Source organism: Heyndrickxia sp. FSL K6-6286 (assembly GCF_038630395.1).
Classification (GTDB): Bacteria; Bacillota; Bacilli; order Bacillales; family Bacillaceae_C; genus Heyndrickxia; species Heyndrickxia oleronia.
In genome coordinates this window covers 4,932,905-4,951,748 of record NZ_CP152029.1, presented here as the reverse complement: position 1 = coordinate 4,951,748, position 18,844 = coordinate 4,932,905, and the positions used below count along the sequence as shown (strand labels likewise).

19 protein-coding genes are annotated in these 18,844 nt (G+C 35.0%); 13 read left to right on the top strand and 6 right to left on the bottom strand.

The genetic code is table 11. The annotated features are described in order from the left end of the window. Nucleotides 1-11 precede the first annotated feature (11 nt). The 6 genes from MHI39_RS24860 to MHI39_RS24835 all read left to right on the top strand — a co-directional run bounded on the left by MHI39_RS24860 (nucleotide 12) and on the right by MHI39_RS24835 (nucleotide 3,959). A complete protein-coding gene (locus MHI39_RS24860) occupies nucleotides 12-824 on the top strand; it encodes a flagellar hook-basal body protein (protein ID WP_058005284.1) in 813 nt (270 codons plus the stop codon). A 27-nt stretch (nucleotides 825-851) separates the two neighbouring features. Further along, complete coding sequence (locus tag MHI39_RS24855) at nucleotides 852-1,685, top strand: flagellar hook-basal body protein (protein ID WP_180212337.1); 834 nt, start codon at nucleotides 852-854, stop codon at nucleotides 1,683-1,685. A gap of 28 nt (nucleotides 1,686-1,713) precedes the next feature. Further along, nucleotides 1,714-1,986: a DNA-directed RNA polymerase subunit beta gene (locus tag MHI39_RS24850; RefSeq protein WP_058005286.1), complete on the top strand. Its 273-nt coding sequence runs from the start codon at nucleotides 1,714-1,716 to the stop codon at nucleotides 1,984-1,986. A 271-nt stretch (nucleotides 1,987-2,257) separates the two neighbouring features. Beyond that, the gene (gene fabZ, locus MHI39_RS24845) at nucleotides 2,258-2,683 is read left to right on the top strand and encodes a 3-hydroxyacyl-ACP dehydratase FabZ (RefSeq protein WP_058005287.1); all 426 of its coding nucleotides are present in this window, start codon (nucleotides 2,258-2,260) and stop codon (nucleotides 2,681-2,683) included. A gap of 322 nt (nucleotides 2,684-3,005) precedes the next feature. Then, nucleotides 3,006-3,356 carry a hypothetical protein gene (locus tag MHI39_RS24840; protein ID WP_058005288.1) on the top strand — a complete coding sequence of 117 codons (351 nt, stop codon included), beginning with the start codon at nucleotides 3,006-3,008 and terminating at the stop codon, nucleotides 3,354-3,356. 219 nt (nucleotides 3,357-3,575) lie between these two features. Continuing rightward, nucleotides 3,576-3,959 (top strand): hypothetical protein, encoded by a 384-nt coding sequence (locus MHI39_RS24835; protein WP_058005289.1) that lies wholly within the window; start codon nucleotides 3,576-3,578, stop codon nucleotides 3,957-3,959. Between the two features lie 199 nt (nucleotides 3,960-4,158). Here MHI39_RS24835 and MHI39_RS24830 read toward each other — a convergent pair whose 3' ends face one another. Further along, on the bottom strand, nucleotides 4,159-4,593 hold the full coding sequence (locus MHI39_RS24830; RefSeq protein WP_342540427.1) for a YwpF-like family protein: 435 nt from the start codon (nucleotides 4,591-4,593) through the stop codon (nucleotides 4,159-4,161). Between the two features lie 231 nt (nucleotides 4,594-4,824). Between MHI39_RS24830 and ssb the strand changes: the two genes are divergently transcribed. Then, nucleotides 4,825-5,175 carry a single-stranded DNA-binding protein gene (gene ssb / locus MHI39_RS24825; protein WP_058005291.1) on the top strand — a complete coding sequence of 117 codons (351 nt, stop codon included), beginning with the start codon at nucleotides 4,825-4,827 and terminating at the stop codon, nucleotides 5,173-5,175. Between the two features lie 17 nt (nucleotides 5,176-5,192). Continuing rightward, nucleotides 5,193-5,351, top strand: coding sequence for a hypothetical protein (locus MHI39_RS24820; RefSeq protein WP_342540426.1), 159 nt, complete (start codon nucleotides 5,193-5,195; stop codon nucleotides 5,349-5,351). Nucleotides 5,352-5,546: 195 nt separating this feature from the next. Here the strand turns inward: MHI39_RS24820 and MHI39_RS24815 are convergent, their stop codons facing one another. The 5 genes from MHI39_RS24815 to MHI39_RS24795 form a co-directional block, all read right to left on the bottom strand. After that, nucleotides 5,547-8,339, bottom strand: coding sequence for a DEAD/DEAH box helicase (locus MHI39_RS24815; RefSeq protein WP_058005292.1), 2,793 nt, complete (start codon nucleotides 8,337-8,339; stop codon nucleotides 5,547-5,549). Continuing rightward, complete coding sequence (locus MHI39_RS24810) at nucleotides 8,332-9,897, bottom strand: SWIM zinc finger family protein (protein ID WP_342540425.1); 1,566 nt, start codon at nucleotides 9,895-9,897, stop codon at nucleotides 8,332-8,334. The genes MHI39_RS24815 and MHI39_RS24810 overlap by 8 nt, the downstream gene beginning before the upstream one ends. 51 nt (nucleotides 9,898-9,948) lie before the next feature. Beyond that, nucleotides 9,949-11,604 carry an alkaline phosphatase gene (locus MHI39_RS24805; RefSeq protein WP_342540424.1) on the bottom strand — a complete coding sequence of 552 codons (1,656 nt, stop codon included), beginning with the start codon at nucleotides 11,602-11,604 and terminating at the stop codon, nucleotides 9,949-9,951. A 116-nt stretch (nucleotides 11,605-11,720) separates the two neighbouring features. Further along, nucleotides 11,721-12,935, bottom strand: a complete 1,215-nt coding sequence (locus MHI39_RS24800; RefSeq protein WP_259548400.1) for an efflux RND transporter periplasmic adaptor subunit — start codon at nucleotides 12,933-12,935, stop codon at nucleotides 11,721-11,723. A gap of 14 nt (nucleotides 12,936-12,949) precedes the next feature. Further along, on the bottom strand, nucleotides 12,950-13,609 hold the full coding sequence (locus MHI39_RS24795) for a hypothetical protein (RefSeq protein WP_259548399.1): 660 nt from the start codon (nucleotides 13,607-13,609) through the stop codon (nucleotides 12,950-12,952). 160 nt (nucleotides 13,610-13,769) lie between these two features. Between MHI39_RS24795 and MHI39_RS24790 the strand changes: the two genes are divergently transcribed. From MHI39_RS24790 to MHI39_RS24770, 5 genes are all read left to right on the top strand, one after another. Further along, the gene (locus MHI39_RS24790) at nucleotides 13,770-14,804 is read left to right on the top strand and encodes a nitronate monooxygenase (RefSeq protein ID WP_259548398.1); all 1,035 of its coding nucleotides are present in this window, start codon (nucleotides 13,770-13,772) and stop codon (nucleotides 14,802-14,804) included. Nucleotides 14,805-15,117: 313 nt separating this feature from the next. Continuing rightward, a complete protein-coding gene (locus MHI39_RS24785; RefSeq protein WP_278890822.1) occupies nucleotides 15,118-15,741 on the top strand; it encodes a YhbD family protein in 624 nt (207 codons plus the stop codon). Between the two features lie 15 nt (nucleotides 15,742-15,756). Beyond that, complete coding sequence (locus MHI39_RS24780; protein ID WP_259548397.1) at nucleotides 15,757-16,473, top strand: polymer-forming cytoskeletal protein; 717 nt, start codon at nucleotides 15,757-15,759, stop codon at nucleotides 16,471-16,473. A gap of 29 nt (nucleotides 16,474-16,502) precedes the next feature. Further along, the gene (locus MHI39_RS24775) at nucleotides 16,503-17,207 is read left to right on the top strand and encodes a cytoplasmic protein (RefSeq protein WP_259548396.1); all 705 of its coding nucleotides are present in this window, start codon (nucleotides 16,503-16,505) and stop codon (nucleotides 17,205-17,207) included. Nucleotides 17,208-17,225: 18 nt separating this feature from the next. Then, entirely contained in the window at nucleotides 17,226-18,749 is a 1,524-nt protein-coding gene (locus tag MHI39_RS24770) for an MDR family MFS transporter (RefSeq protein ID WP_259548395.1), read from the top strand. Nucleotides 18,750-18,844: the final 95 nt, after the last annotated feature.

The following is an 18,844-nucleotide window of genomic DNA, read 5'->3' as shown; positions in this document are numbered from 1 at the left end:
GTGTAACTTATATGCTAAGGGGTTTTTATACTGCTGCATCAGGAATGATAACACAGCAAAGAAAAACAGATTTACTTACTAATAATATGGCTAATGCAAATACACCCGGATTTAAGAGTGATCAATCAATGATTCGAGCATTTCCTGAAATGCTTTTGCAGAGACTTGATTCAAAAAGCTTACCAGTAAATAACTCGTTATCACTATCTAAGTTTCAACCAATTGGTGGATTAAATACTGGGGTTTACATGCAGGAAACGATTCCTAAGTTTTTACAAGGTGATTTAAAAGAGACGGAATTAAAAACAGATTTAGCACTTATAGATTTAAATGGGAATACAAGCTCATCATTTTTTAAAGTTCAGGATGCTAGTGGACAAGTAAAATATACACGTAATGGGAATTTTACAATTGATTCAGATGGCTTTTTAACTACAGCTAGTGGTCTTTATGTATTAAATGACCAGAACAGACCCATTCAATTACCTGATGATCAATTTACTGTGAGTAATAGCGGGGTAATAACTTCTAATGGTAACCAAGTAGGTCGATTAGGGATTGCATATACCAATAATCCAGATGCCCTTATGAAAGAAGGCGACGGATTATATCGTACAGAGAACGAGGAACAACTTCCAAACGCTGTAGATAATCAATTCCGTATTCAACAAGGATATATAGAGAGATCGAATGTTGATGTATCACAAACAATGACAGAAATGCTCTCTGCTTATCGGTCGTTTGAAGCCAATCAGAAGGTATTACAGGCATATGACCGGAGTATGGAGAAAACGGTAAATGAAATAGGAAGAGTGAATGGCTAATAGAATGCAATGTGAGGGAATATAACTGTGAATAGATCAATGATTGTCGCATCGAATACAATGAACCAATTGCAAAAACAACTTGACATCATTAGTAATAATCTTGCTAATATTGATACAAATGGCTTCAAAAAAAGAGAAGCTACATTTACCGACCTTTTAGCTCAATCATTTAATAATCAACCGAATAAGAATGAGGAAATAGGGAGATTAACTCCTAATGAAATACGTGTAGGTGTCGGGGCTAAGCTTGCACAGTCACAAATGGTGACAAAACAGGGAAGCTTAAAACAAACGGGTAGACCTTTAGATATTGCCTTTACTAATGAGAGTCAATATATGAAGGTATTAGTTGATAATAATGGAGAAGGTAATATTCGTTATACTCGTGACGGTGCACTATATTTATCACCGATAAATCAAAATGAGATGCTTCTAGTTAATAGTGAGGGCTATCCAGTTTTAGACGAAAATAACCAAATGATTTCGATTAGTGGGAATAGTAGTCAATATACATTTTCATCTGACGGAAGGTTTGAAGTGACCTTAACGAATGGACAAAAGCAGGAATTTAATCTTGGCATTGTTTCCGTTAAGAAGCCTCAGTTTCTAGAACAGATGGGCGAGAATTTACTTGGAGTACCTGCAAATGCTGGGGTGACGGTTAATGACATCCTAACCGAACTAGTTGGACCATTGAGAAATCAAGTTTCGATTCAACAAGGATCTCTAGAAGGTTCAAATGTTAATTTAAGTAAAGAAATGACAGACTTGATTAATGTTCAACGATCCTATCAATTTCAATCTAAAGCAATTTCGTTATCTGATCAGATGATGGGTCTAGTTAACGGAATTCGTTAAAGAGGTTCAGTTTAAAGGGGTTTTTTCAATGATGGAAAAGGAAATCCACGAAAGTCCGAAAACTCGTGAACAATTAAAAAAAGAAAAGTTAAAAAACAAGCCATCAATGAAGGAAAAGCGAAAAATTCGCATTCGCCTTATCCCTATTTGGTTAAGAATAATAATTGTTGTCATAGCTTTGGTTGCTAGTTTACTTGCGGGTGTTGTTGTTGGCTATGGGGTGATTGGTGATGGAAATCCGATGGATGCGTTGAAAAAGTCAACCTGGACCCATATAATTGATTTAGTGAAAAAAAAGTAGGAAAGGATGATTCCTTTCCTTTTTAAGTTTACCTTTTAAAAATGGCTGTTTCCGAATAATTTGGCATTTGCAAAAAAACAACTGCCGGCTTCTACATTCTATAAAGGATTCAGTTCAGCGAATCTTATGGGGTTTGTAGCTCTTTCCTCAAAGAAATGAAAGGTGTCGTAGTCTGTAGCCAATATTTCTTTAGGTAATACTTTACTTAATTAGTTATATGTTTGTGAAAAGAGCCTAAAAAAATCTATCATGAATAAAGGAGATTATTGTAATGTTAGATATTAAACAAATAAAAGAGATTATACCGCATCGTTATCCATTTTTACTAGTTGATCGGATTTTAGAAGTTGAAGAAGGAAAGAGTGCGGTAGGGATTAAAAATGTAACAGGCAATGAGGATTTTTTTAATGGACATTTTCCAGAATATCCAGTTATGCCGGGTGTTTTAATTGTAGAGGCACTTGCACAAGTAGGTGGAGTTGCGATGTTAAAAAAAGAAGAAAATCGTGGAAAACTTGCTTTCTTTACTGGTATAGATAAATGCCGATTTAAGCGCCAGGTTAAGCCTGGTGATCAATTAAGACTAGAGGTAGAGATGATCCGTTTTAAAGGGCCAATTGGCAAGGGAAAGGGCATTGCAACTGTAAACGGTGAGCTTGTTTGTGAAGCAGAAATGATGTTTGCATTAGAGAAATAATTGAAAGGAGAGATCTGTTTTGAGGCAGATCTCTCTTTTTATATTTTTTTATTTATAAAGGCTATTTAGGTAAAGTTTTTGACTATACATATAGGTTGAATATCGTTAATTCCCTTCATTTTAATGAAACACGAGCTGCAAACTTTTTTAAAAGGTGTATAAGAATGGTTGTAGAGTTTTTATAAAGCAACAAACTATACGAAGATAGCCCCATTTGTATTTTGCTACTAAAGTATTGAATGGAGTTATGGCAATTGGGAATAGTAATATCAGGTCATAAATTAAATTCATAATGAAGAACATTTGGAAGGGGATTAGCGAAATGACAAAGTTCATGAAACTATTTGGTGCAACAGTACTTACTGCACTTATGCTTGTAGGGTGTGCAAATAATGATAATCAAAATCCTCCACCGCCCAACAATAATAATGGGGTAAATGATGTTGATAAAAATGATGTAAATGATCATAATACCCCAGATGTTAATGATGACAATAACGATACTGGCGATGGTACTGATGTGGATGATAATAAGTTACATGACAGTGATTTAAACGATAAATCGAATGACCTTAATGATACTGATACAAATGATACTGATAATAAAATTGATAAAGATGATACTGATATAAATATGAATAACAATAAAGATAAAGATAATAATAAGAAATAAAAAGCAGGGGTGTCCCTGCTTTTTATTGTAAATAATGCAGTAATTTATAAATAGTTGCTCAATATTAAAAAATAGAGTAAAATTCATAAATAGTGTTCCTTTTCTATTTACCAAGATTTACAATAATGTTAATGTGATTATGCCTGTTGCAAGGTGTTTAATTATGATATAGTAGAAAATGGTCTAAATAATCTATTATTTAGGGGGTATTTTACATAGATGTTACATTCATTACCATCAGGATTGAAGATAAGTATCTCTCGATCTATTTCAACCGTTTTTGAACAATATATGGAGAAAATTGGTTGGGATGAAAAAAAGTATAATATAGAGGATTTTATTAAACAATGGCAAGTGTATATAAATGAGCATGCCTCTTGGTACGATAAGTTGAGTGATGATATTAAAAAGGATCCTTCCTTCCATGAAGAATTAGCTGCCAAGATTAACGAAACCATTCAGAAAATCCTTTCAGAAGCACCAACAGATGAACAAATGAAAACCATTGAAAACCTTCAACGGAAGCATAATAATAAGGACTCCTATTCTTGCAAGATGGAAGCGAAGTTTTTAATTAATTCTCTGAAAAGCAAAACCAAATAGACATAACATGTGAGCTTTTTTATAAAGGCTCTTTTCGCATGGCTGTTAAGAACCTTATTAGGAAATTAGAATATTCCTAAATGACATTTTTTAAGTAACAAATAGTAGAAAAGAGCCTTTTACATTCATTTTTAAGATAGTGAAACATTATAAAAAGCTCAACGGCAGGAGCTGATAGAGCTTTTTATATAATCCGATATCAATTATTTTTTGATACTGGATATTTAGTCTTTTTACGCATTCGATTTTTAAATTCTGCTAATAAATTGTCACCCGCAAAGCCCTCTTGCACCAACTCGTTTAATAATAACTCCGCATATTCGTTTCTCTTTACATTTAAATGGCCTTCAAGTAACACACTCATATTTTTTTCAAATAGTTTTATACAGCGGATGTGGGTTCTAAATGGAGCTGGATCATTCGCTTCATTTGTTATAATGACTTGTACCTTTAAATCTTTGGTCATTTGTTGAGCTGTTCGGAAAAAATCGTAATATTTTTTATCTGTATATGCTTCGATTAGCCAAGTCATTTTTCCATCCTCTTTATTAATAATTAATCCATCTTCTAATACGATGTCTATTATATTTTCATTATCAATGACTTGTAGTGAAACAATTTTGAAGGTCTTCATTGAAATTCCTCCTAAGTTATTTGTCAAAATTATACCATAATATATTAAGAACTTGAAAAGGCATGAAAAAAAGTAATTTCATACATTCATGCTTTTAAAAATGGCCTTTTCGCGTTCAAATTTCACCATTTTATAACAAATTTTAACCGCATAAGTATATTTCCATCATTTTACCAATTGAATAAATCTAGATATGATAAGGTCAAATAAAGAAAAGGAGATGATTGATGTTTGTTAAATCAAGTGACATTAGTAGGTAGATTAACAAAAAATCCGGAGCTGCGCTATACAATGGAGGGGAAAGCTGTATCAAATGTGACACTTGCCTTAAATCGTCAATATAAAAATAGTTCCGGTGAATATGATGCGGATTTTGTCCTTTGTACGCTATGGAATAAAGCTGCAGAAAATACAGTTAAATATTGTTCTAAGGGTTCTATTTTAGGACTTGTTGGGAAGATTCAAACTAGAAACTATGAAAATCAAGAAGGAAAGAGGGTGTATGTAACAGAGGTTGTTGCAAATTCAGTACAATTTCTAGGTGGTAAACCGTCAGAAGATAGGGAACTGCACACATCATAAATAGAAAGGACATTGGTATGGATGAATTAAAGTTGAGAATAGAAAAACTAGAGAAAGTGGTAGAAGACCTAATCCTTATTTTAGGAAAAATCAATCAACGTGCTGTTAATCTTTCAATACAAACTAATTATTTAGAGAAACAACTTAATGATGCTAATCAAAATATTACTATCTAAACCAAAGATATTCTCCAATTTCCTCCTCATCAGATAAAAAGAAAAAATCGAACCTCCGATGCCTCCTCATAAAATATGGGGCTATCTGAAAAAAGGAGTCATACACTACCATTCATTAAATTAAGAAAGCAGACAAAATTTTGATTCAATTGGTGTATGATGATACCCCTTTTCAGGTTGCCCCAATTATTTGTTTTATGAAAGGGAAAGTAATTGTTGTAATTCTACATTTGTAAGTTCTGTAATCCAATTATCACTTTGGATGATCTCATCATTTAGCGCTTGTTTCTTTTCGAGCATGGCATCAATCTTTTCCTCTAGTGTACCGGTTGTAATAAATTTATGAACGTGAACAAAACGGTTTTGACCTATCCGATAAGCACGGTCAGTTGCTTGATTTTCTACTGCTGGGTTCCACCACCGATCATAATGAATGACATGATTGGCTGCAGTAAGGTTCAACCCTGTACCCCCCGCTTTTAATGATATAAGGAAGATTGGAAATTCGCCATTTTGAAACGCCTGTACATATTCGTCTCGTTTTGCCTTCGGCATACTTCCATTTAAAAATGGGACATTTAGTTGGAAATGGCGTTTTAGTGTTTGTTGAATTATTTTCCCCATCCCAATATATTGAGTGAAAATTAAACAGCCTTCCTGAGCATCTAAAATTGTTGAAAGAAGCTCGATAAGCTTTTCAATTTTATGGGAACGTTTTTCAATATGCTTAGGTTCCTCTTCTTTCAAATATAAAGCTGGGTGGTTACATAATTGTTTTAGATGGCCTAACATTTTTAAAATGAGCCCTTTCCGTTCAAAGCTTGATAATTTGTCAATTTCATCAAAAGTATCGCGAATAAGCTGTTCATAGAGAGAAGCTTGTTCGGTCGTTAACGGACAGTACTCTTTCTCCTCAATTTTATCTGGTAAATTGAGTTCGACTTCAGGATCTTTCTTTGTCCTTCTTAGTAGGAACGGTCGAATGATTGCTTGTAGTTCACGTATTTTTTCTTCAGAGCCATCCTTTTCAATTGGCAAAATATATTTTTTTTGAAATTGAGAGAATGTCCCAAGGAATCCGTGGTTCGTGAAGTCAAATATCGACCATAATTCCGATAAACGGTTCTCCATCGGTGTTCCGGTTAATGCGATTTTGTGACTGCCTTTTAATTTACGGATAGCTCGTGATTGCTTTGTCCCTGCATTTTTTATATTCTGGGCCTCATCAATGGCAATCGTGCTCCATTCAATGAGTGATAAATCTTCAAAATCAAGATGGGATAAGCCATAGGTTGTTAAAATGATATCAACATTATGAAGTGACTGAATAAATCCATCTCCTTTAGAACGATTAGGACCATAATGCAATACTACATTCATATTTGGGGCAAATCGCTCAAACTCTTTCTGCCAATTTCCAAGCACTGATGTTGGACAAATAATTAGTGCGGGCCCATTTGCAGGAGTGGTTTGCTTCACATGTAATAAGTATGTAAGTAACTGAACCGTCTTCCCAAGACCCATGTCATCAGCTAAAATTGCTCCAAATTGGTATTTTCTTAAAAAGGTTAACCAACTATATCCTTGAACTTGATATGGACGTAATTCTCCTTGAAAGTCCTGAGGAATAGAGGTCTCAGGGATATTATTCATATCGGTCAGTTGATTTATTAGTGTTTTAATAGACCGGTTTAGTTCAATTTGTATTTTAGCAAATGCTTTTGGGTCATAATCCTCTAATGCTTCCTCATCATTTTCTATGAATTCTTGTTCAAGAATATCACGAACTCTTAATCCTTCTTTCTGTGCACGTTGCATGAGCTCTTGTAACTGTCTAATCATTTTTGGGTCTAATCTTACCCATTCACCATTGACTTTGATTAATCTCCGTTTACTTTCAATCATTTGTTGGAATTCTGCCTCGGATAGTTCTGAACCGTTAACGGATAAACGCCAATCAAAATCTACCACTGCATTTAGTCCGACAAATGACGGTCGGTAGCTAGCGCTGGATTGTTTTACTTTTGCTTTGAGAGTGATTTGTGCATCCTTCATAGCTATCCACCAAGAAGGTAGTAATATTTCAACACCTAGTACTAGAAGTTTCTCACTGACATCGGTTAAAAAACTCCATGCCTGATCCTCGTCTAGTTGATCTGTTAATCCATTTCCATCTTTTAGCCAAGGAAAAAGCTTAATCCACCTAAGCTGTTCTTCCGTTATATCTCCTTGAAATTTTCTCCATTTATCAGGATAATTTGTTATTGGATATAAACGATCCGTTATTTTCCGATCGCGGAGAATTGTTTCTAATTTCCAAGGCTCATCTTCCATTTCAGGCTCTGTTAAGCGTAATCCGATATGGAAGGGTAACTTATTTTCTAATGCCACCCACTGTTGAAAACTCTGGTCACTAAAATAGGAAGTAAGCTCTTCTGGTAATAAGTTTGAATGGATTAAAGATGATACTTTCTGCTTTAATTTAGGATTTGATAAATAATAGTTTTCAACTGCTGATTGAAACCAATGTTCAACCATTTCTAATACGGTTGTGTCATTTATTGGCCGAGTCCAGAACGATTCATGGAAGTCCTCCTTTACATAAGGGGGTAGTGGCCACTGGATGACCGGATCAGTTTTAGAAAAAAGCGGGGAAAAGGACCCAGAGCGTATAGCTTCATACATTGTATAAGCAACACCAAGAAACATTTGCCCTACTTCATCCCAGTCCCATTGAATAATGGAGCTGAAATTTTCATTCGCTAATAAAGTTAAAAGCTCCCAGCTATTTAATGTAATGCCATCTACACCTTGGAATGTTTCAATATCCAAAGAAGTTCCAAAATAGCTTTCTTTATGCCATATAAATAATTGTTTTCTCCAATCATTAGGGTGAACAAAGGATTGATTAATATCTTTGACATAGATAAAGAACCGTCCATCTTCTAAAGGTTTAATTTGAACCTTTAGCATCATTGTTTTAAGCATCGATCAATTTGCCCCTTTTGCATTCTTCATGAAACGCACGTAGTCTCTTCGTCTTAAGCAATAAATTTTCTAAATAAGTATCCCAAAAATCCATCATTTTTTCCTTCTTATAGATGGTCCTAAGTTTTTTTAAATATTTTACCGCTTTTTTATATGAGTCCCTATTACGATTTGAAATGGAAAATTCCACGGCATCGTGATAAAGTGGCATAAGTAAACTAGGATTATTTTTGGAGATAATATCCAATTTGCCACGATCGATAAATTCTAACTCGATCCCTTTATACTGCTGTAATTCAACCCATTCCTTATATTTTTCTTGCCGAAATAAGTGATCACTAAATTGATAATAAGTATGGGGTAATGCTTGGATATAGATTTTTTCTAATAAGAGTGGGTTCTGATCTGCTAAGGAACCCTCATCAATGTTTTGAAAAAATGAGCGAATAAAAACAAGACGGTCATATTCATTTTCCGTTTCTAAATACTCTGGAATAAATGCAGATATTGTATTTACGTATTGGTAAAATCGGTCCTGAGGTTTTTGTTCACTTAAATACTTAAGCCAGTATGATGAGAAATATGAGATTTCTGATCCGTATTTTTGTATCTCATCTAATGCGAGATCGTCATAGCCGCATAGAATTGAAATATGTATGTAGCCGATTTTAACACGTTTGGATTGATCGTCTTCCATAATGTCATTTAAGCGTTTATGCTCTAATTTGCGCCAAATGGATTGTTTAAATAATAATGTCCATAGCAATTGGTAAAATTCGACAAGTTCTAATTCATAATATGTGGGTTCTTGTAGTAAAAAAATACAGTCCTCACGCAAATACCTTAAATACTCATCAAATGCGAAAGGTGCTGCTGCTACAGAGAGAACTTTTAACGCTTCATCTGCTTCATCCAGCATATAATCAAAATATCGCTTGAATGTTCGTATATGCTGAGAAGAGCAAATTCTATTTACGATTTTTATTGACTCATACGCTGCAAATAGCTGGAATAGTGGTTTCCATTCTCGTAGAGAAGGGCTCGATTCAATCAAACTTCGATATTTATTCTTACACGAAACCTCCAATACAAATTCATTGGTTATATCAATTCCTTGATAGGCTTGTTGGAAACGGTTTAACCAGTTTTCTACACCATCATCTACACCAGCAGGAGTTTTTGCTTTTAATAAGTCACTCCCTCTTTTTATTCCTTGTAAAATCTGTTTGGATGAATCGTTCTTTTTCCAGTCTTGTACCCATTCAAAAACACTGCCAGTTTCACTATAGGTAGAAAAGAAAAGTGCCAGCTGATGCCGGCAGATCCCTTCTATTGGGCAAGAGCAGTGGCTAGAATTTAAATCATTATGCAAGACAACCTCTACAGGGGTTACATCTTGTACTTTAGCAGTTATTGACGATTGAGATGTTTTCTTTTGATATACAAGCTGTTGCCGGTATAACAGCAATCCTTTTTGGATAAGTTTCTGATGATTTTCATTGTTAGGATCTAATGTTTTTTGCAATTCTTCTCCTATTAGGTTGATATCTACTGGCAAATAAAACACCTCCTTATTAAGTTAATGCCAACAATACATTCTCTTTATGGTTTAGGATGAGGGAGTGGGCCCCGCACCTTTTTGCTTTTCTAAAATACTGATCCAGAACTTATTTCCGTTACAAATAGTAATTCCATCTAATTCTACAACATTTTCATTGAAAACTTTAATATTTTTGTTTGCAGGGTATTTGATTGTTTCATTATTTTTTTTAGCAATAAATACAGGATTTTCTTTATTAGAGCGATCGATTTTAGTAAGATATCCTTTTTGTTCATAATAGTCCGCGGCATCAACAAAAAGAAGTTTGTTTAGCTTTTGAAAGGACTCAACCTGTAGGAAAGAAGCGATTATTTTTGGAATTTCTGTATTGTTAATTAATCCTGTGGGTTTATTTGGTCCATATGCATATAAGAATACATCTTCACCAGTATGTCCCTTAGTAGTAAAGCCTAAATTTGCCCGTTTGGCTAATTGGTTAGCCATTTCATCTTCAAGATTCTTGGCTGTTTTTAATCGCTTATAATCTTGCTTTGAAAGTGGGTTTAAGCCATAATCTTGTGCTATTTTCTTTAAGTTTGATTGATCCTTTTTCAAGCGGGAAATGGAGCCTGCTAAAGTAAATTTAGCTTTTTTTAATGGATCAATAAATTTTGACACAGGCATTTTATAATAAGAATGATTCGTATTAGTGTTTCCCATCGTCAGCCCGCTATTTCCGTGATCCGTTACCGCAATTAAAAGGGTATTCTGATCTCTTTTTGCAAAATCCAAAGCTGCTTTAACTGCTGAATCAAAGGATAGAACTTCACTTATCATCCCAACTGGATCATTTTTATGAGCTGCCCAGTCTATTTTACTCCCTTCTATAAAGAGAAAGAAGCCGTTGGGGTCTTTTGATAATACATTGATCGCTTTTTTCGTCATTTGTGCTAATGAAGGTTGCTGAGGAGCTAAACGTTTGCGGTCAAACTCATATGCAATATCCTCTGTAGCAAAGGTACCCCAAATTTTAGAACTGGATACGGAATTGAGCTGTTTTTTTGTTTCGATGTATTGATATCCTTTCTTTTTTAGTATTTGAATTAAATTTTCTCCATCTTTTCGATACAGTGGAAGTGTTGACCCTATTCCAGATAAGTGTTGTGGTAAACTACTCGGGTTCGTTGATTTTGGAAGAAGGGCCATCTTGCCTCCGCCTAATACAACATCCATGTCTTGATAAACCTGTTGTTCTGCAATGTCATCATAATCATTTCTTGAGTTAGAATGCGCAGAAAATGCGGCAGGTGTTGCATGTTGAATAGGGGATGTAGCAACAATTCCTGTGGCCATTCCTTTCTGTTTTGCTGCTTCCAGTATAGTGGAAGTTGGACGTGCAATAGAGCCTATTTCTCGATCCATATAAGGAATCATACCAATCATATCCTCGACAGTTTTTTTACCTGTGGCCATTGCAGTTGCCGCAGCAGCTGAGTCAGTAATACCGGATCGTAAGGAGTACGTCTGTACACCGCCTACAAGAATACTGTCAAGCGCAAGTGGATGACCTTTAAACCAGCGAGATAATGTAATTACGTCTGAATTGGTTCCATCCATGACCATAAATATCACTTTTTTAGGAGTTTGTTCACTTGCTCTTGCGAAGAATGGTGATGAATAGAAGAATAGCGATAATAAAGATAATACCGAAAGCAATATTTTCATAAGCTGCCACCTCATCCGTTTTATTCTTTAGCTTTTGAGGTTGGCGCTAAAATATTCTTTTATGATGCCATATGTTAAAAAGAATAAGAGCGCCATCTTTTTCAGCGCTCTTATTCTTATTTTTGCAATAAACCAATCAGTATATATTTAACCGAGGATTTTAATCCAACTGTTTTTATTGCTTGCTTATCTATTTTAGTGATTTTTAGAGACGTAATAAATTCCCCAGGTTTCTTAATTTGCTGCGGTTTTGTGATATATAAGTCACCAATATTTGCTCCATCTTTAATTTGCTGCTTTTTATTAACTTGCAATCCTTTTTGAATTTCCTTTTTCTTGACTAGACCATGGTCTAATGACCAAATAAATTCTTTATTTTTCTGATGGTCTACGCTATTTTTTTGTATAACCTTAGCATCCTTTATTTCCTTTGTTATAATGTTCGACTTTACATGATAGCCAACCTGTAATTTAGAATTGGGTTTATCTAAAGCTATTTCGTATGGATAAACTGATTGTTTATCAACATCTGGATCATTCTTTGGAGTATTTCCTACTTTTTCTATGACTCCCTTCATTTTACCTTTTATTAGATGGGTGGTAGTTAGCGTCTGCATCCCACTTTTCACTTTTGACTGCTGTTGTTCTGATAAATACCCTTGAATAATAGGTTGCGATGAAACGATAGTAATGACCGGATTATTTAAATCGTAGGCTACTTTTTTAACGACCCCTGCAGTATCACTAACGATAGTTAAATTCGATGCTTCATCATTATAACCTGATTTTTGATCATTATATTGATCGATACGCTGTTCGAGCTTTTCTTTTGTAAGTTCCTTATCGTTTATCTCCAGTTTAATGGAGTAGGAAGCTGTTTTGGGTACTACTTGAATTTGATCATCCTTGTTTTCTGAGGCTTTTTCGTCTGTTTCAGCAGACGATAGCATTGCCTCTAGGTTCTGGATGGATGCATCAATACTTTCTATTTCCTTCTCTAACCGTTCAATTTCTGCATCAAGCAATTTTTGCTGCTTTTCTAAAGTAAAAGTAGAGTATTCGAACAAAGGGGTTCCTGTCTCTACTACGTCGCCTTCCTTTACTAAAAACTGATTAAAACCTACTTCTTTATCTATATATACATGATGTGTTTCAGAAGGAATAACTACCCCGTTACTTGAGAATGATTGTACTAAGCTCTCTTTTTTTACCATATCCCACTTTGGAACGAAGTGTAATTGAGACACTTTACTATCTTTCTTTTCTAGTAAAAAAAGGTTTATCCCTATGAAAATAATTGCAAGAGCAAGAAGATATGGCCATTTTTTCATGATCTTCACCAACCTTATAATAAGCGATAGAAATCCATATAAGTAAGTAATGCAGAAATTCCCCAAAATAATAGATTGATAATGAATACTATTGCAAATAACGGTAAACGTTTCATTTCAGACAGTACTTTCAATCCCGTAAATTGAATATACATTCCCCAGATTTTAAAGATAGAAATACAGCCAAATAAGGCAATAAGAAAAGGTATCTTCGTAATATATTGTCCAATGATCCCGAAAGAAAGTGGAGAGGAATACCAATCCAAATGAAGCAATAGTAACAAGGGGATGTAGGTTATTTGCTCAATTAAGAGGATGAACAGGACAAATACCTGTAGAACAACTAGCTTATAAAATGATACTTCTGTCATCATATTGAATAATAATGCTGGTACAAATAATATGCAGGAGGCATATGCTATTCCTGATAGTAATTTTCCTATAATAAATAGAGCTTTATGCCATTCATAAATATTTCTAGGATCTAATGTTAATGTGGTTGAAATTGAAGAAGAACCGATTCCATAGTATCCTTGAACGGCGAAAATGACTGTGCTAAGGAAAAACAGTAATAGTATTCTCCATTTTAGGCTATAAATGGTTTCAGCTTTTTGGAGTTGATAGAAAGTCGTAGCTGGTTTGAATAAATGAAAAATTCGAGATTGATAGACCATAAATGAACCTCCGATAGGTAGAATATCTACCATTATTCTAGCTTACTTTACATAAATATTCCATTACTTCTAAAAAATAAGCTAAAAGAAGGAGAAATTGCTCGAAAAGTGTAAGATATGTAATAAACACAATGCTTTTAAATAAGGGGGGATGGGCTTGATGCATGAGTGGATGAAAAGAATTTCTGTTAAATATCCTATTATACAAGCACCAATGGCAGGAGGAATAACAACACCGCAATTAGTTGCTGCTGTATCGAATGAAGGTGCTTTAGGAATGCTAGGAGCGGGTTATTTGAATGCGGATCAGACAAGGCAAATAATACGTGAAGTAAAAAGTTTAACTACTAATCCATTTGGAATCAATTTATTTGTACCGGAACAATGTGTTGCTACCGATGAAGAAATACGGATGGCGGATAAGCAGTTGCGAATCTATCGAGAGGAATTAAAAATTCCCGATTTGGGCCAATTCACCAAGCCTAAACAAGCATATGAAGAACAGATAAGGATTATCTTAGAGGAGGAGGTACCTGTATGCAGCTTTACATTTGGTCTTCCAACTGAATCTATTGTTAAGAAATTAAAAGAAAAGGATATCTTGTTAATCGGTACGGCTACTACTGTGAAAGAGGCACAAGCCATTGAAGCTGTTGGATTAGATATTGTGGTAGCTCAAGGAAGCGAAGCAGGAGGTCATCGTGGTTCGTTTTTAGAAAGCCCAGAGAAAAGTGGAATTGGACTTATGTCTTTAATCCCACAAATTAATGATCATGTGACTATTCCTGTTATTGCTGCTGGAGGAATTATGGATAAGAGAGGTTTGAAGGCAGCTACATGTCTAGGTGCTCAAGGAGTACAAATGGGTACTGCATTTCTTACTTGTCAGGAAAGTGGTGCTCATCCACAGCATAAAAAAGCGATTATTCAGGCTACAGAGGATGAAACAGTCCTTACCTCTGTTTTTTCAGGAAAGTATGCAAGAGGAGTAAACAACCATTTTATTAAAGAAATGAGCAAGAAAAAAGATGCACTAGTATGTTATCCTTATCAAAATGAACTAACAAAGGATATCCGAAGAGCTGCTGGGGAACAAAACAATCGGGAATTTATGTCACTTTGGTCAGGGCAAAGCCCGAGACTAAGCAAGGAAGAAACCGTTGCAGAGCTTATTCAGAGGATGGTAAGTGACTAAACGTAATATAAAGGTAATAGAATAAAACAGTGTAACAGTCTTTTATGAAGGCTGTTTTTCTTTGGCTTTTTTTATATTCTTTTACTTCTGTAAAAGCCCAACCGCCTGCGTTTTTATTCAATAAAGGATACAGAGATATTATTGATTCTACAGGTATTTTCTAAGCTTTTTTTGAGTTAAGTATACATAGTTAGATTCATTTAACCATGCGATATTACCTGAATTTAAATTGGGTTAAAAATTTATATAAAAAATTATTGTCAAACGTAACAGTGTTATGTTACATTGTTTTCATGAAAGGAGTCGTTAAACAATGAGTCAAGAGTTAATTTCAAAAAAGGACTTATTAGACATGACTGGAATATCGTATGGACAGTTATACAGATGGAAGCGGAAAAATCTAATCCCAGAGGAATGGTTTATTCGAAAATCAACCTTTACTGGGCAGGAAACCTTTTTTCCGAAGGAGAGAATTCTTGAAAGAATTGAAAAGATTCAACTGATGAAGGAGAATCTTTCTCTAGATGAGCTGGCAGATGTATTTTCTCCTGATCTCACAAAGTTAAGTCTTGATGAAGATGAAATGATTAAACGAGGTATTGCTTCAAAACTAGTCATAGACTTTTTTATAGATAATATGGGTCAAATGAAGGAGTTTTCATTTGAACATACGCTAACTATTTATATTCTTGAAAAGCTGTTGGAATCTGGAGAGATCAATCTTGACGAAGGGAAAATCGTTTTGCAGGTATTAACAGATTATTATTTAAAAGTAGATCCTAAAACTGCAGAGCTCATATTTATTCGCAAATTTGGAATGTCTTCATGCTTTTTAGCTTCAAATAGTGATGCACTTTACTTTGAAAGTGGGACCAAAATGGTATCTCGCCTTTCGTTATCTAGTTGTTTAGAGGAATTAAAATCAAAATGGATCTAACTGGAGGGGCAAAAGATGGGTGTTGAAAAAAAGGATTTAATCATTAATGGTTTTGGAAGTTCAAGCGGGGGGAGCTTTGATGATGTTAGTGTTAATGGGAAGGGAACCGTTGTAGGTGATATTAAGTGCAATAAATACGATTGTAATGGTCTTGGCAATGTAAATGGAAACGTAACTGCTGATCGAGTACAAATAAATGGTAAAGGTAAAATCAATGGAAATTTAGTGGGCAGAGATATAACGGTAGATGGTCATAGCACTTTAGGTGGAGATGTTACTTACGAATCTTTTAGGATCTCTGGAAGCTGTTCAATCGGTGGGATGGTTAAAGGAGAACGTCTTAAAATAAATGGAAAGGCTACTATTGGAGGAGATTGTGAGACGGAGGAATTCGTATCGGAAGGAATTTTTAAAATTGGTGGCCTATTAAATGCAGAAGATATTGACATTACTTTATATGGAGAATGTATGGCAAAAGAAATAGGCGGACAATCGATAAGGGTTAGGCAGAAATCGTATGGTTTGATAAAAATCTTTAAAACTCTCTTTCCCTCACGATTAGTGGCAACAGTCATCGAAGGAGATGACATTTATCTAGAAGGTGTTCGAGCGAAAATAGTAAGGGGTAATAATGTTGTGATAGGGAAGGACTGTGAGATTGATTTAGTTGAATATTTCGAGGACTTTACCAATACAAAAGGGTCCAAAGTGAAAGAACATACGAAGCTGTAATCAATGAAAATAGGAAGTGGGGAGAAGAAATGGAACAAAGGAACATCAATATATTTGGATCAGGAAGTAGTGGAGGCGGACATTTTGACAAGGTCAAGATTAAAGGCGATGGATCGATTACTGATGATATAGAATGCCTTCAATTTAAAGTTCATGGCAATGGTTCATTATTAGGTAACGTGAAGGCACAGGCATTTGCAGCATATGGCACTGTTGAACTGCATCAAAATATAAAATCAGAGATTATTAAAGTTTATGGATCGATGGATGTAGCTGGAGATATTTCTGGTGTGAAAATTTCGATTCGTGGGACTGGGGATATTGCTGGAAATATACTTGGTGAACAGCTCGATGTAAAAGGAGGCATATCAGTAAAAGGTAACTGTGAGGTAGAAAACCTACAATTGGATGGTGGGTTTGAAATTGATGGTCTATTAAATGCTGAAAAAGTCAATATTGGTATGAAATTTGGAGACAATCGAGTGTCAGAAATAGGCGGTGAAACGATTTCTATAAAGAGAAGGTCAACGTTTCTTGGGATAGGAAAAGGTGAGGGGACTCTATCAACTGAATTAGTAGAAGGTGATCATATTTATCTAGAGTACACAACTGCCAAAGTTGTGAGGGGGAAAAGTGTCGAATTAGGTCCCGGCTGCAATATTGAATTGGTTGAGTATAAAGAGAGTCTTAAACAGCATAAATCAACAGAAGTAAAAGAGAACAGATTGCTATAAAAACAAGGAGTTGAATGTATGGTAAATAAAAATAGTAAATTAGGATTTGTCGTAGCAGGTCTATTATTAGGTATACTCATGGCTTCGATGGATAATACCATAGTTGTTACTGCAATGGGAACCATTGTCGGTGATTTAGATGGTATCGACAGTTTTGTATGGGTGGTATCTGCTTATATGGTAGCTGAGATGGCGGGAATGCCTATTTTTGGAAAGCTATCAGACATGTTTGGTAGGAAACGATTCTTTATTATGGGCTTAATAATATTTATGTTAGGTTCCATTCTGTGTGCAACAGCTGGAAGTATTACGCAATTAAGCATTTATCGTGCTATTCAAGGGATAGGTGGAGGTGCATTGGTGCCCATTGCCTTTACGATCGTCTTTGATATATTTCCACCAGAAAAACGGGGGAAAATGGGAGGTTTATTTGGTGCAGTTTTTGGCCTTTCCAGCATTTTTGGTCCATTAATTGGTGCTTATATTACAGATTATATTAGCTGGCATTGGGTGTTTCTGATTAACCTTCCATTAGGTATCTTAGCTTTAGTATTTGTCATAGTATTTTATCAGGAATCAAAGCTGCATGTACAACAAAAAATAGACTGGTGGGGTGCCATTACCCTTGTTGGTGCTGTTGTTTGCTTGATGTTTGCCCTAGAACTTGGTGGTAAAAAGTATGACTGGGATTCATCGACGATTATAAGCTTGTTTGCTGGGTTTGTTGTACTAGCATCCATCTTTATCTTGATTGAAAGAAAGGCATCTGAACCGATTATATCTTTTCCGATGTTTCAAAAAAGATTGTTTGCTGGTAGTACAATCGTAGCCTTATTTTATGGTGCAGCATTTATGGCCGCAACTGTGTATATTCCTATTTTCGTGCAAGGTGTGTACGGTGGAAGTGCAACCAATTCAGGTTTAATTCTCCTTCCAATGATGCTGGGTTCTGTTGTTACAGCCCAAATAGGGGGATTTCTAACAACAAAAATGCGTTATAGAAATATTATGTTCCTTTCAGGGGCGATTATGATCATTGGTATTTTATTATTAACAACCTTAACACCGGAGACAAAAAGATACATGTTAACTCTTTATATGATTATTCTAGGATTAGGTGTCGGTTTTTCTTTCTCTGTCCTACAAATGGCTGCTATTCATAGCTTTGGAATGGAGCAACGGGGTTCAGCAACATCGACAAGTAACTTTGTTCGTTCGTTAGGAATGACGATCGGAATAACGGTTTTTGGTATGATACAAAATCATGTATTTACGAATAAAATGGAAGTTGCATTCGGAAATATGGGTCCAGTGCCTAAAGGTACTTCAATAGATCCTAATGCAATTCTAGCAACAGATGCAAGGAGCCAGATGCCAGCAGAGATTCTTGAGAAAATAACAACCAGTCTATCATCATCAATTGTTCAAACGTTTATGTGGGCATTAGTCCCTGCTGTTCTTGCTTTTATTTTCATTTTCCTAATGAGTAAAGAAAAGATGGTGTATCATACAGAATCAGATGTAGAAATGGTTAAGAATTAAACAAAAAAATATTAAAATTTTTTGAAATCAATATACATCGTAGTTAGTTTAGGGTAAAATATGAGGAGATGTTATATTTGAAGAGGTGATCTTCC

Bases quoted from the DNA above. Each gene is read 5' to 3' on its own strand.
- MHI39_RS24860 (WP_058005284.1), top strand. From the start codon at position 12: ATGCTAAGGGGTTTTTATACTGCTGCATCAGGAATGATAACACAGCAA.
- MHI39_RS24850 (WP_058005286.1), top strand. From the start codon at position 1,714: ATGATGGAAAAGGAAATCCACGAAAGTCCGAAAACTCGTGAACAATTA.
- fabZ (WP_058005287.1), top strand. From the start codon at position 2,258: ATGTTAGATATTAAACAAATAAAAGAGATTATACCGCATCGTTATCCA.
- MHI39_RS24840 (WP_058005288.1), top strand. From the start codon at position 3,006: ATGACAAAGTTCATGAAACTATTTGGTGCAACAGTACTTACTGCACTT.
- MHI39_RS24835 (WP_058005289.1), top strand. From the start codon at position 3,576: ATGTTACATTCATTACCATCAGGATTGAAGATAAGTATCTCTCGATCT.
- MHI39_RS24830 (WP_342540427.1), bottom strand. From the start codon at position 4,593: ATGAAGACCTTCAAAATTGTTTCACTACAAGTCATTGATAATGAAAAT.
- MHI39_RS24820 (WP_342540426.1), top strand. From the start codon at position 5,193: ATGGATGAATTAAAGTTGAGAATAGAAAAACTAGAGAAAGTGGTAGAA.
- MHI39_RS24815 (WP_058005292.1), bottom strand. From the start codon at position 8,339: ATGCTTAAAACAATGATGCTAAAGGTTCAAATTAAACCTTTAGAAGAT.
- MHI39_RS24805 (WP_342540424.1), bottom strand. From the start codon at position 11,604: ATGAAAATATTGCTTTCGGTATTATCTTTATTATCGCTATTCTTCTAT.
- MHI39_RS24800 (WP_259548400.1), bottom strand. From the start codon at position 12,935: ATGAAAAAATGGCCATATCTTCTTGCTCTTGCAATTATTTTCATAGGG.
- MHI39_RS24795 (WP_259548399.1), bottom strand. From the start codon at position 13,609: ATGGTCTATCAATCTCGAATTTTTCATTTATTCAAACCAGCTACGACT.
- MHI39_RS24790 (WP_259548398.1), top strand. From the start codon at position 13,770: ATGCATGAGTGGATGAAAAGAATTTCTGTTAAATATCCTATTATACAA.
- MHI39_RS24785 (WP_278890822.1), top strand. From the start codon at position 15,118: ATGAGTCAAGAGTTAATTTCAAAAAAGGACTTATTAGACATGACTGGA.
- MHI39_RS24780 (WP_259548397.1), top strand. From the start codon at position 15,757: ATGGGTGTTGAAAAAAAGGATTTAATCATTAATGGTTTTGGAAGTTCA.
- MHI39_RS24775 (WP_259548396.1), top strand. From the start codon at position 16,503: ATGGAACAAAGGAACATCAATATATTTGGATCAGGAAGTAGTGGAGGC.
- MHI39_RS24770 (WP_259548395.1), top strand. From the start codon at position 17,226: ATGGTAAATAAAAATAGTAAATTAGGATTTGTCGTAGCAGGTCTATTA.